Raw genomic sequence first — 15,481 nt, 5'->3', positions numbered from 1 at the left:
AAAAGGCCCGTAAGCGTTTTTTAATCGAAAATTTTAGATGAGATGGTGTCATCAATTTCACAATTCGACAAAAATTTATTTCGCTCTACTGTTTTCGAAAAATATATAACTGCCAATTGTTCTGGTTTGGCTTTGAACACTACTGCAGAGTCTAATGGAAAAGCTTTCTTAGCTTCATATAAAGGAATATGAAATAATTGTTCACATTTTTCTAAATCATGGCTTTCTTGAAAATCGGCCCAACTACTGATCAAACCAAGTTTACATCGTAACGCTTCCCAAAATTTGGGAAGGGGTTTTACATTAGCGGTAACAGGTAACCCTGCTTGAAAAGCCTTACGAATATTAGCTGGATGGTAACTTGTATCATCATCGAACAGAAGTCCTCCTGCATAGTTTCCGATATCATCACTACCAATATCTTTAATCCAGCTTCTCAAATTAACTGCCATAATACAAATTCGTGAATTAATCACTTTTGCAAAGCTTGAAGTAAGGATATCATTGGTTGAAACATAATCTACTACTGATGAATTTTCCTTAGCTTGATTTTTGGCTATATTGATTTTTTCGGACTCTACATAAAACCCATAACATTTTGTCTTTTTGCCAAATATGGCTCCTTTTACTAAATTTAAAATAAATGGTGCAGAATGAAAAAACTTAAATGATTTTTGGCCCACAACTTCAGTCACCCTATCAGCAGCTTCTTGATTTCGTTTTGCTTCCAATTGTTCTACTGGTTTATCGGTAAACAGTTGATTAAAGATTTTATAATACGTATATCCATCAGCTACCACATGAGAAATTGAAAAAATAAGGGCAAATCCTTTCCCCTGAGAATGTTGATCAGGAACAATGGTTAATTTGGTTACAGGATCAGATTTGTTAATTAATTTTACTCCTTTGTTTACTATTGCTGGTTTAGATATGTTAAATAATTCTTCATATTTTATTTCAGATCCGATTTTAATATCAGAAGGATTATCATAGAAAATTCGTTCTATTACATCATCTGGTATAGCCCCTGAAGGATATGCAAGTTGTAAATTTTTATGTTTCCTATTTTTCACCAATCGTCCTGCCAACCAAGGATTACCATGGATAATTTCTTTTAATCGGTCACGTAGAGCAATAGATGCGTGCGCTTGGTCACCTTTATAAAAAGTTATTGTGGTTATTCCATTTTCACCTTTTATTATGGTAGATGATTCTTCTTTTAACAAGGGTATGATGGTTTCATTTATACTTTGCATAATCAATTTATCTTAAGTATTTATTAATATGTGCTATATTTCTTTAGTAAGCCAATAGCTTGATCTGTTGCAATGGATTCATTTTCAATCTGATCAACAAGATTTTCTATGATTTCATAGTTCTTATTAATTGCTACAGGTGTATTTTCTATTACATGCTTTGATGTCGTTTTTTTGATCCAATATCGCTCTTTGGCAAATGGGTATTTGGGTAGGCCGATGCATTTAGGTTTAACTTCTCCATAGAGTTTCTTCCAATCCAACTCAAGACCTTTAACCCATAATTCGAGTACTTTCGAAAGTTTTTTATTCGCTATCCATTTATCAATAGTTTCCTGTAAATCGGTATCTGAATTAAATATGGATATCGAGGTATCATAGTGTTTTGCTTCTCCTCTGTAAAAGCTTTCAATATTTTTTTCTGAATTAAGATATGCCTGTAGTTTATCTACCAACTCCTCAACAGAGTTTACAATACACCCTAAGCGTATCTCCATAACTTCCCGGGTTACCTGTAAGGAATAAGCTATGGAAAGCAGATCAATAGTTTGATCCGGATTTTTTATTAAAGTTAACAGATCACTAACTTTTTGTAGTAGTTGTTCCTCTGTTTTAGCTGATAGAACAATCATAATTTGTGCATCTTCACTGGGGTGCACAACAGAAGAAAATTGAGGAGTCATTGGTGTTGTATATTCTTCAATGACTACATGAGCATTAGTACCACTACGTCCAAAGGAACTTATACCTCCCATACGAGGTTTATCTTCTTCTTTTTTCCATTCTCTGGTGATCTTATTAATATAAAACGGGCTGTTCTCCCAGCTTATATAATCATTTTCATCCTCACAGTTAATAGTAGCAGGTATTTTGTTATGCTGTAGTCCTTTTAACAGACTAACCACACTTACCAATCCTGAAGCGGCCATTGTGTGCCCCAGGTTACTTTTACAACTAGTTATCGCACAATTAGTCGTTTGTTTTGAATCTGGTCGCTCTTCAATGAGTTTTTTAAAGGCATCATTTAAGGCATTTAGTTCAATAGGGTCGCCCAATTTTGTTCCGGTACCATGTGCAATAATATGTGAAATGTCCCGAGGGTTGATATCATAATTGGTATAAACATTTTTGATTAGTGCTTCTTGGCTTTTACCGCTAGGTGCGGTAACTCCATTAGTTTTCCCGTCAAAGTTGATACCACTGGCTTTAATGGTTCCGTAAATAGGGTTACCTGCTTCAATGGCTGCTGATAAGGGTTTTAGCATAAGCACTACAACTGCTTCACTAGCACCAATACCGTTAGCTTTTTTAGCAAAGCTATAGCATTGACCATCTTGTGAGAGCATTCCTGCCTGACTCATCTTAACATAGAATTCTGGCGATAAAATCAAAGAAGAGATACCAGCAACTAATGCTGATTCACATTCTCTGTTTCGTAAACTCGTGATTGCCTGATGCATGGCTACCAATCCTGAAGAACAGGCTGTATTGGTCGCAATTGCAGGCCCTTGTAAATCGAGGTAGTATGACAACCTGGAAGATATCATGGCATTGCCACTATTACCAACTCCTTGTTCATCAGAAATAAGTGAACTATATTGACTTTCTTCCATTCCTGCAAAAACACCAACCGGGGTTCCCCGTAGTGATGAAGGATCAATTTGAGCATCTTCAATTGCTTTATACGCTTCAATTAAAAGCATCCTTTGACCGGGATCCATAGCTTCTGCTTCTCTAGGTGTAATTTCAAAAAACAAAGGATCAAATTCATCCACATTGTTAATAAAACCTCCTTTATTAGTACTGATTTTATTATCTGAATCTCTCGATTTTGAGAAATAATCACGCCAATCCCAGCGGGATAAAGGAATCTCGCTAATACCACTCTCTCCTTTTTCTAGCATTTCCCATAATTGATCTGCTGTATCGGCTCCTGGAAAACGTCCCGACATCCCTATAATAGCAATAGGTTCCTGAGCTGAGCTCGAAAAGTATGACGTATCTTTGGACTTAGTTTGTAAGAAGCGTTTTGGGATTGCGGTTTTCTTTAATACTGGTTTTTTCGTATCTACCTGTTGCCTCTCAATTACTTTATTCTGTGGTTTGTTATAAAATTCTTCTAAGTGACTATGATAATCCTGAACGAAGTAATCGCTTAACTTCTTAATAGTCGAATAATTATAGAATACAGCAGGAGTTATTGTAATAAAAAAATGTGTTCTTAGTTCTTTTGCAAATGTTGTTAAACTAATAGAATCAAAGCCATAATCTGCCAGATTAGTCACCCCGTCCAGTTTTTCTGAAGGTATTTTCAGACTTGTAGATACAAGCTTGATAAGATCAGCATAAATACATTCTTGTAGTGAAAGGTCTTGATATTGCGCCTTCCATCCTTTACCCATGTGAGCATGTTGGTTTTGAATATTCGATGATAATTGATCAAGTGGTTCAGTTGCGTAGGTACGATCTAAGAATTGTTCAACACGTTTAGGTTTACCTTTAAGTACCAGTGTTTGCGTTTGATTAGATTGGATAATGTCATTCCATATTGTTATTCCTTCTGATGTTTCGAGTACCTCCTGGCCACTGCTTTTAAGATAAAATGCAGCTTGCTCAAAATCGCCTTTGCCCATGCCACCATCTTTCCAAAAAGGCCAGTTTATAACAACCGATTTTCCATTATTTTGGTTTTTCTGCTCACGATAATAAGCATAAGCCATTAGAAAACGATTTGCTATTGCATAATCGCAAGATCCAAAATCACCTAACATAGCAGCTGATGATGAAAAATAACACACAAAATCCAGAGGTTGTTCATTTAGTATTTCATCTAATACCATTATTCCCTTAGATTTAGGTTGAAGTACCTCATTGATGCTTTTTGTTGTTTTTTCATAGAAAACCTCAGAACCTTCAACTCCCGCTGCATGAATAATCCCTGATAAATTAAAAGGAAGGTTTTTTGCCCAGGACGTTATTGCTTTTCTATTACTAATATCAACAGAATAATAGTAAACTTCTTTGGCTCCTTCTTGTTTTAATTGATCAATCTTTTCCTGAATTTCAGAGACTAATGGCCTTCTACCAAGTAGTAACAATTTTGCCTGATACTCTTTAGCCAAATAACGCGCCAACTCAAACCCTAGTTTTCCAACACCTCCGGTAATTAAATAACTGCCATTTTTATGGAGTACTGGTGTTTTTGTAGTATCACTAAGATTAAATGGCCTATACGATAATTCAAACCTTTGCTGATCTTTATACCAAATTACTCCAGGATGTTGTATGGCATCTAATAATTGCAGAGGCGTACATCCGGATGAATCTGTATAAAGTAATGATATCTTTGAATTAGGCAATACCAATTTTAGGGAACGCTCAAAGCCTATCCAGGAATAATCCCAGCATGTTTCTACAGATAAAGGGTCATAGTTACCTACTAATGTAATATCAACGGGATTATCAAATCTTTTAATGGCTTTAAATACATTAAACAATGCATGAATCCCTTTTTCTTTATTATTTTTTGCCCAAGTATATATTAGCCCAATAGACTTATTACTTTTATCGTTTACATCTTTAAGCACTTTTTGAATATCTGATACATTATTGAGGCGGCAGTGATAAAAGTTTTCAGAAATTTTTTCGTATTTCTGTTCTTGAAATACAAAAATTGCTTTTGCAAACTGACTAGTATTATCGGTATTTACAATACTCTCTTTAAACTCTTTATCTGCAAAAATGATAATCTGCTTGTTATTAGTTAATGAATTACCTAAAGTAAGAGGTTGCTCTTTCCAATATTCCTTAAAAAATAAACTTTGAGATACTTCTTCTGGTTGTAGAACAGCAGTATCATACTTGTCTTGGTATACTTCAATCGCTTTTTCTACATTTTCGGAAGTATTGTTTATTTCGTCAAGACTCTGTAAGAATAGCCCTCTCATTTCTATACAAATATTCCCTTGCCGGTCGATAAGGTCAATATCTAGTACGTGATTAGTCGTCTTTATATCTTTAATGCGTACCCAAATATTCATTTCCTTCGTACAGGAAGATAGTATACGTACAGCGTCTAATGAGGTCGGGAATAATGGTTGACTTAGAGATTCGATATCAGTAACTAAACCAATACATGCCTGCATCACTCCTTCTATGATCGAAGGATAGAGTACAAATTCTTTTTGATCATTTTCTTCTAGAAGTGGTATGCTTACTTCTGCTAATAATTGATTATCTCCTCGATAAATACTTGAGATTCCCTGAAGAGTAGAACCGTACACATATCCTTTTTTCGATAGATCTGTGTATATGTCTTTAGGTTTCAGAGCAATCTGTTTCATTTCATCTTTGAGTTGCAAAATATCAAGTGTAGCAGGTTCATTTAGATGACTATACGTAACTTGTCCCTGAAAATATAGTTCTTGTTCTTCTTCAGTACTATAAATTTCAACACCTATTTGCTCACCTGCAAACAATGCTATTCTAACTTCCTTTGTTTCTTCAATCACAATTGGTTTTGTAAACAAAACATGGTGTAATTCAATTACTGCAGATTCATCCTGGGGAGCATTTGCCAATATCATAGCTGCTCGAGCCATTTCTAAACAAGCTAATCCCGGTAAGACGTTATCACCCTGAATCTTATTTTCTCTGATAAAAAATTCTTCACCATCAAATATGGTGTTATAGCTTTGCTGACGAAGGTCTGAAGTATTTTTATGTACTAATGGATGAAGTACTTCTAGAGCTTTTTTATTCTCTTTTTTATAATCATCAACCGTTTTTTCAATCCAATACCGCTCTCTCGCAAATGGATACAACGGCAAGTTAATACGCTTAGGTTTATGGTCTCCGTAGAGTTTGTTCCAATCTAACTCCAGACCTTTAACCCATAAATCCAGTAATTTCGATAGTTTCTTTTGACTTATATAGTTATCTACAATGGTTTCTTTTATCTCATCATCATTACTAATGATTTGTAAACCTTCTTTATTGCGCTTCACCTGTCCCAAATAGACACCACGAATAGAATCCTCTCCCTCACTATAAGCTCGAAGTTTTTCTGTAAGTTGATCGATATCCCTCACCATAAAACCAAGGCGTTCCTCCATCGCTTCTCTACCTACCTGTAAAGTATACGCCATATCGATCAAATCTAACTCTCCCTTCTCCTTTTTAATAAACTCCAATAAATCTGAAGCCTTTTGTTTTAACTGTTCTTCAGATTTGGCTGATAAAGGAACTATAAAATCCGAGTTTTGTGTAATGACCTGAACAGGTCGTTTAACCGCTTCCTGGTTCTGAGAAACGTATTCACCCATCACCAAATGCGCATTGGTACCACTAAATCCAAAAGAACTGATTGCGGCCTGACGTTGTTGTGATTCCCTAACCTCCCAATCTCTTAATTCTGTATTTACGTAAAAAGGACTATCATCCAGGTTAATATGTTCGTTTAGTTGTTCAAAATTTATAGTAGGTGGCAACTGTTTGTACTTCATAGCCTGTAGCACTTTAATAAAACCAGCCACTCCGGCTGCTGTTAAACAGTGACCAATATTGCTTTTTACAGATCCCAGGGCACAATATGCTGTTTCTTCGGTATATTTTTGAAAAGACCTACGTAACCCTTCTACCTCAATAGGGTCTCCCAGTTTGGTAGCTGTACCATGCGTCTCGATCAATTGAATATTATTCGGATCTACATCAAATTGATCATACACTTGTTGTTCTAATTGTATTTGGGATTCTGTATTAGGAGCCGTAATCCCATTAGTCTTTCCATCCTGGTTAATACCCCATCCTTGTACTACTCCCAAAATAGTGTCGTTGTCTTTTTCTGCATCTTCTAACCTTTTTAGCATCACCACTCCAACTCCTTCGCCTGGTACAAAACCATTGGCTCGCTGATCAAAAGTATGGCATCTACCATCTGGAGAAAGCATACCAGATTGTGAACTCATAATATGCATAGAAGGTGTCGCCATTATATAGACGCCTCCTGCAAGAGCGGAATCAATACTACCAGATACTAAAGCATCACACGCATTAGCAATAGCTACTAATGAAGAGGAACAGGCAGTATCTATAGAGACACAAGGCCCTTGTAAATTTAAAAAGTAGGAAATTCGTGATGCCAAAATAGAACCGGCAGCACCAGTAAATCCCTGAGCACTCAATTGATGTTTTTTTGATTGCTGAAGATAATCTCCGGCTGCACATCCTACATATACCCCACATTTACTACCCGAAAATACATGCGGATTATATCCTGCATGTTCTATCGTATGCCAACAGGCCTCTAAAAATAATCGCTGTTGTGGATCCATACTTTCTGCCTCAATAGGAGATATATTAAAAAACATTGGATCAAAAAGGTCATAGCCTTCTAAAGCTCCCATCCACTTGCTATACGTCTTGCCTGCAACAGCCTCTCCTGCCTGATAATACTTTTCAATATCCCAACGCTTCTTAGGAATCTCACGAATACAATTTTTTCCCTGAGCAATATTCTGCCAAAATGATTCTACATCACCTGCGTTTGGAAACTGACCCGACATGCCTATAACTGCAATAGATTGTGATCGAGAGGATGATTTTGTGAATTGATTAGCATTTCCTTGTAAACCTTTGCGTAAAGATGTAAGACGTCTACCTTTAACTGCTTTTGGAATATCACTTTGAAAAACCTTTTCTGGGATATCAGTAGCAACAGTAGAGTTTGTTATAAGTACTCCCTGTTGTTTTATTTCATCCTGAATATGATCACTAAGAGCACTCAGAGTTGAATAACTATAGACAATGGTAGCTTGTAGTGAAAGCCCATATTTTTCGTTAATGGTACGTATAAAAGTTACTCCTACAATCGAATCTAATCCTAAATCTACAAACTGACTATTATCATCAATCTCATCTTCTGATAAATGTAGCTCTTTGGCCAGTAGTTTCTTTAAATCTAAAAGAATATTAGGAAATATACTTTGAGTATTTGCCTCTGGTTCTTTTTTGGGTATATCTGTGATTGTTGATGTCACTGATCTACTTACAGATATTCCCTGTTTTTCTGATGCTTCCTTAATATGAGTCCCTAATGCTGCCAGTGTAGCATAACTATACACAATAGTAGCTTGTAAAGAAAGGGCATACTTTTCGTTAATGGTACGTATAAAGGTTACCCCTACAATAGAATCCAGCCCCAAATCTACAAACTGGCTATTCTCATCAATCTCATCCTCTGATAAATGTAACTCCTTAGCCAGTAGTTTTTTGAGATCTGAGATAATATCTGGTAATACATCTGTACGTGAAACAGTATCTTCAATATTTACAGAAGGTAATTTTTCTGTAGCATTAATAGCTTCTTTCGAAATTGTACGATCTTGATAGAAATGACTCTCAATCTGTTGTAAAGTATCCTGTCTTCCTACAAATGTTTTTTCATGCATTGCCAGTTCATGACTATACGTTGTTTCCAATCGTTTTTTAAGATGCACTGTCAATTGATCTTTGATCGCAACTAAATTTTTGCGAGAATATCTTACTATTTGTCGAGCTAGTACAAGTGCTGCTGAATGGATCTCTTTTCTAAGAAAAACGGGGAAAAACATTCCTTTATCTTGTAATGCTTTTCCGGAATATTCAACTCCTCTCAATAAGGTCTCCCGAGAAAGATCATATCCTATTTTATCTGGAAAGATCAAAGTAGCTCCTGCTCCAGGAGTAAATCCATATCTCATATATGGGCTTACATAACGACTCTCTTCACTAAACAAAACAAAATCTGAAAACATACCCATAGACCAACCTGCTCCAATGCCATGACCTTGCATCGCCGAGATCACCGGAATCTTACAGTCTAGAGCTAATTCAAAAATCTTGGTATCTGTAAATTTAGCTTTCCCTTCCTGGATCGCCAATAAACTATCCTTGGTACCTCCAGATGCAAAATAATTGTCATAACCTGTTAATACCACCACCTTATAAGAAGGGTGTTCTGCAATATGCATAAACACCTCTATCATTCCTGCTATAAAAGCATCTGAAAACATATTCTTTGCCTCCCGATCTTCCATCGTAACCTCAACAATACCTTCTGGATAACTCTTTGCTTTTATAGCTTTTGTGCTAAGAGTAATGTCTGTTATAGTTTTCGGTAATAACTCTGAAGTTTTTGTTTGCTCCTCAAACCAAACCGGTAACTCTTCTATCGTTTTCTTCTGTATTGAAATTTGTTCATTTTTCCAAGTCCGTATAGCTTCTAAAGGTAACTTCACCCACCTTGATACCTGATTTAATGCTTCTGAAAAAACATCATCTGTTACAATCAATGAACCTAACTGATCTTGTAACTCAGTACCAGTATAGGTTTTACCTGCCAGCAGTAATTCTTTACTCATAGTACGTCCTAACCGATGACTAAATAACATAGCTGATCGCATTGCCAGCTCAGGAACTTCTATAAGACCTGATACAGAATACTCGCCTTGTGCATGGTAAATACAAACATCACAAGATAAACTGATCAACCAGCCGATATCTTTAGCATTAGAATTTATTACAGCAACTATGGGAATCGGAGATTCTAGAATCAAGTCCTGAAATTCTAAAACGACTTCCTTCGAACCCTCCAAATCAGATACTGAAACAAAATCAGCAATATCACTACTTAGAACAATCACTTTATAATAATTGTCTTTATCTAGTTGAGTAAAAATAGTATTTAACCCTGAAATAATATTTTCTAGCGAGTAGTTCTTCTCTCTAGTATGTAATGTAATTGTTAATACATGATCTGTATCGGCTTCTAACTTCAAATACTTTGAATCAAAGGTAAGTTGTGGTTTTGTAGTTACTGTACTTTCTACCTGTATTGTAGGTACTACAACCAGTTGTTCTGTCAATGTAAATAGCTTACGCCCCAAATGTTGCTTTAATAGCTGCAGAGCGTCCTTTGATTTCTCACAAAAATCTAATGCAAAACTCTCTGTAAAAGAACTTACCTGATCCGATACAAGAATGGGACAACCACATCCTTGTTCTTGTAAAGCCTTGCCTGTTAATCCTTCAGATTGATATAGAAAGCTATGAGCAAGAGCATTTCCAAATCGTTCTTTAAACCATAACTCTTCTTCTAGACCAGGAAAAAATCCTTCCTTATAATTTGTAAAAGAATACTTACTCTCTTCACTACACATCATAAAATCACACAACCCACCTATCAGAAATCCAGTTCCAATAGCAGATCCTTTCATCTCGGCAATTATCGGAAAAGGAAAAGATGCTATAGCTTGATATAATCCTGATCTTACTGATTCATTATAAGATGTTCTGTCTCCTTGTAAGAACACATTACCACCACGCAATAACAATACTTTTAATGAAGAAATCTCCTTTACATATGCTAATGCTTCTACCAATTCTGAAATCAAATCTGAAGAAAGCGTATTTTTATCAGGTGCAGATATAACTAGTGAATACAACCCTTTATCGTGATCAAATAACTTAATTAATGAAGCGTTGGTAAGTTCTCCTCTCTGATTATTATAAGGTATTATATCAGAAAGAGTGGTAGTTGTTTTATCCAACACAGAATCTTTCATTTCTTCTATACCAAAAGTATCTGGAGTAACTAATAAAATTTGAGTTGGTTTTTCTAATATACTATCTGTGAACTTTTCTACTTCTGAATTTTCTAATACTATCTTTGAAGGAATCGGTATTGATAGTTCTCGTGGCGATCGCTGAATTTCTTCTAAATCTAACGATGGTTTTACTACTTCCTGTTGACTAAAAGTTTCCTCTATAAAGTCGTGAATCACTTCCTGGTAACTAACCCCGTACATCTGTACACATACATTACCTTCTTGATCACATAAATCGATATCTAAAGCATCTGCTCTACCAGAACTATAACGAGCCCATACCCACATATTAGCGACACAACTACTCTTGATTTGTAAAGAATCTATACCAGTAGGTTCTAAAGCTGTACGAGAAAATAACAATAAGCCAGATTGTAATACTTCCTTAAGGATACCTGGGTGTAAAACATAAACTTCTTCTTCTGAAAGCAAATCTTCTGGTAAACTTAACTCTGCCAATAATTGCTTATCTCCCTGAAAAATGGAAGCTATGTTCTTGCGGGAAGAAGACAATACACTTCTTTTCATTTTAGCTCTAAGAGCCTTGATGTCTAATGTTTTTAAAGGAAGCTCATTATGTAATATAACCTCTCCCTGACAATAAATTACTTCTTTCCCTTCAATATCACTATACACCTCAAAACAAACACTTTCTTCTGTTTGCTCAAATAAGACGATATGCACTTCTATATCATCTCTAAAAATTAAAGGACCTGACCAAACTGTATTACTAAACTCCAAAAAATGTGGAGTCTTTTCTTTGGGTAATGCTTCTGCAATTGCTGCACGAGCCATTTCTAAATAAACAGCTACCGAAATTTCCTTATGACCAGTAGATAAACTCGAGATAAAAAATGCATCACCTCTAAAAGTCGAACTATATTTATGATTCTTAAGATCTGAAGTATTGCTATGCACTAAAGGATGCAATACTGAGATTGCTGTATTATTTTCTACCTGTGATGCGGTATCACTAACAGCTGTCCAATAACGTTCTCTGGCAAAAGGATATGTCGGAAGACTCATCAGTCCAGGAAGTACATCACCATACAATTGGCGCCAATCCATAACATAACCTTTTACCCAAACGTCTAATAGCTTAGCTATCTTTTTATCTGATATCCATTCTTGAATCACTGTATCAGCAGCTAACTCAGAAAAATCTTCATCTCGTTTGACCTCACCCTGATACACTCCTTCTACTTCTTTCGTATCATCAAGATAGGATTCTAGTTTTTCTTTCAACTCAACTATCGAACTCACCACAAGGCCAAAACGCTTATCCATCGCCTCCCGACCTATTTGTAAGGTATAAGACATCGAAGTCAAGTCAATATCAGTACTCTCCTGATCAGACATACCAAGGTAACCTAACAGGTCAACTGCCTTTTGTTTCAATTGATCAGAGGTACGTGCCGATAAAACAATTCCTACATCAATAACTTGATCAGTATTTAGAACAGGACGATCTACATTAATGTATTCCTCTAGAATAATATGAGCATTAGAACCTCCTGCTCCAAATGAGGAAATACCTGCGACACGAAGTAATTCATTACCGTTTACTACAGGAGGGTCCCAATCCCTTAACTCCTGATTTACAATAAAGGGAGTATTATCAAAATCAATATGAGGATTTAAACGCTTAGAATGTAACGATGGAACTATTTGACCATGTGCCATCTGTAACACTATTTTAGTCAAACCTGCAATACCTGCTGCTGATTCGCAATGCCCAATATTGGACTTGGCTGATCCTAGTAAACAATAACCCTTATCTTTTTCAGTTTGATCTCCTTCAAACGCCTTAGATAATGCGGCTATCTCAATAGGGTCCCCAAGCTTTGTACCTGTACCATGAGCTTCTATATAACTAATATGACGAGGATCAGTATCTGATATTTTAAGTGCCTCTGTAATAGCACTCGCCTGAGCCTTAGGATTAGGAACACTATAACCATTGGTCTTACCCCCATGGTTAAGTGAACTTCCTTTGATCACTCCATAGATATGATTCCCATCCCGCTTAGCCTCTGATAATCTTTTTAAAACCACAACTCCGACTCCTTCGCCAGGAATATAACCATCCCCTCCTTCTCCAAAACTCTGGCAATGACCTGCACTCGAGATAAACTGACCAGAACTAAGCATCTGGTATTTATTCGGGTGAATGCTTACATTAACTCCACCTGCAATCCCTAAATCTGTACGGCCTTCCTTTAAATCCTGACACGCTAAATGAATTGAAGTTAGTGAAGAAGAACACATCGTATCCAACGTCATACTAGGGCCATGAAGGTTTAAAAAATAAGAAACACGGTTAGCTATACTGGCCAAGCTTCCGGATAGATTATATTCTCCGTACATCACACCTGCATAAACTCCTACCTGACCTGCCAGTCCTTCTTTACGAGGTATCTGTAGGCTAGAGCGAGTATATCCTGCATCCTCAATCGCCATCCAACTATGTTGTAAAAATAAACGCTCCTGGGGATCGATTGATGCGGCTTCTCTGGGAGAAATATTAAAAAATCTTGGATCGAATTCATCTACTCCTTCTATAAAACCACCCCATTTACTATAATGATAACCACTTTTACTACGGTCTTCGCTGTAATACGCTCGCCAGTCCCAGCGGTCTTTAGGAATCTCTGTAATACAATCCCTGCCCTCTTTAAGATTATCCCAATATGCAGCTATATCAACCGAGTTCGGGTAACGACCACTTAAACCTACTATAGCAACAGAATCTGCAGGAACTGAGTGTATAGAATTGGTTAAACGAGAACGACTAAAGCGTTTACCAGAAATCAGTTTATGCGCTATTCGTTCATCGGTTTCAGATTTAATATCGGCCAATTTTTCAATACTAATGTTATTACCTGGTGTTGAATCAAAAAGCGCGGTTAGTTGATGCTGATATGATTTCACAAAGTATTCTGTAAGCTCTCTAATAGTTTGGTATTCAAAAAATAGTGTTTTTGGCAAAGCACCAAAGGTTTCCTCTAACTGGCTTGTAAATTTCATTGCTAGTATGGAGTCGATACCATATTTTTCTAATGGTTCCTGAGGGTCAATCTTACGAGAAGTCAACTTTAATAGTAAAGAGAATTCTTTACACAAGTAATCTTCAGTTTTTTCAAAAAGATCACTATGACCGTTGTTGGTAATCATTGGAGAATTTATAATCTTTTGATCTATTTTTTTATTGTTATGTAATTGAGATAAATCACCCTTTATTACCAGGACCTGATCTTGGTTTAATTCCAGACTACAATAAAATGCATGCATTCCAACAATGGTTTCCATCGGTTGTATTTGCATAGTTTGTTTTAATACCTCCTGACTTGCCTGATCTATTTGCATACCACCGTCTTGCCATAGTGGCCAGTTGATAGATAAGGTGTGTCCCTGTCGTTGGTCTTTTTGAACCAACTGATTTCGGTACACAGCAAATTGATCCATAAATCCATTAGCCGCTGCATAATCTGCCTGACCTACATTGCCTATTTGCGATGCCACAGAAGAAAACAACACCAAAAAGTCTAAGTCAATATCCTTACTAGCCTGATCCAGGTTGAAAGTACCTGTTACTTTTGGAATGAGTACACTACCAAATTCATCTCTTGTCTTTTTAACAATGAAATTATCAGAGGTCATACCAGCACAATGGAGAATACCATTTAATTGTTTATACTCTTTGGATATCGTAATTATAAGTTGGTTTACCTGTTCTAAATTACTTAAGTCCAATTGTCGATATTCAATTGTATTGTTACGTATCGGCAATGCTTCAAGAATTGCTTTTCTCTCTGTAGTCAATGCAGAACGACCGGTTACAATAACTCTGGAATGACTGGTTTGTTTTAGGATTTCTTTGATAAATAAAATACCTAAACCTCCCATACCTCCGGTAATAAGATATACGCCACGGTCTTTGAATGCTATTTTAGGACTTACATCACTCGCCAGTATTTCTTCCCTTTTCAAAACATAACGGATATTCTGATCATATTTAACCTGATGATCAAAACTCGATACATTTTCTTGAAGCTGTAAAGAAAGTTCTTTTGCCTCTATATCAAGCTGAGTACGTATGATTTGCCCTTTCAGTACTGGATTCTCAAGAGTAGCCGTTTGTAACAAGCCCGAAAGCCCCATAAAAACAACCTGTTCTACGTCATTACCTATGACTATCTGAATCAATATGTTGCCCTGAGGTTTATTAGAAAGTATCTGTTGGAGGTAGTCAAAACACGACATAGCATGACGTTCATATCGGTCGGCAATACTTTGATCTTCTCCTGAGGATAAACGTACAAAATGACAATCTGGAAGTAGCTCTTTTATTTCATTTTCCTTTAACTGAGGTATTTCGCAAAAAATGATATGATGCTCAGTATATTGTATTTCACCTTCAGATACTGACATATCTTTTCTCCAAACCGGAGTAGAGAGCATTGTTCCTATAACTTTACCTTGTTCTTGTAACTTTATAGTTTTAATTTTTTCTAATGCTTCAGTTTGCGTAAGTTTTCCTTTGGAAATATCTTGGAATATTTTTTTTAGGTTTTCCTTCAT

The 15,481-nt window shown here is 36.2% G+C and carries 2 protein-coding genes; both read right to left on the bottom strand.

What is annotated here, in order from left to right:
• Nucleotides 1-20: 20 nt before the first annotated feature.
• On the bottom strand, nucleotides 21-1,256 hold the full coding sequence (locus DK441_RS14055; protein WP_109851291.1) for a hypothetical protein: 1,236 nt from the start codon (nucleotides 1,254-1,256) through the stop codon (nucleotides 21-23).
• 23 nt (nucleotides 1,257-1,279) lie between these two features.
• Entirely contained in the window at nucleotides 1,280-15,481 is a 14,202-nt protein-coding gene (locus tag DK441_RS14050; protein ID WP_109851290.1) for an SDR family NAD(P)-dependent oxidoreductase, read from the bottom strand.

The sequence above is a fragment of the Aquimarina sp. AU58 genome, from assembly GCF_900312745.1.
Lineage (GTDB): Bacteria > Bacteroidota > Bacteroidia > Flavobacteriales > Flavobacteriaceae > Aquimarina > Aquimarina spinulae.
Note: the sequence above shows the minus strand (reverse complement) of the source record. Positions and strands in the feature narration are given on the sequence as shown.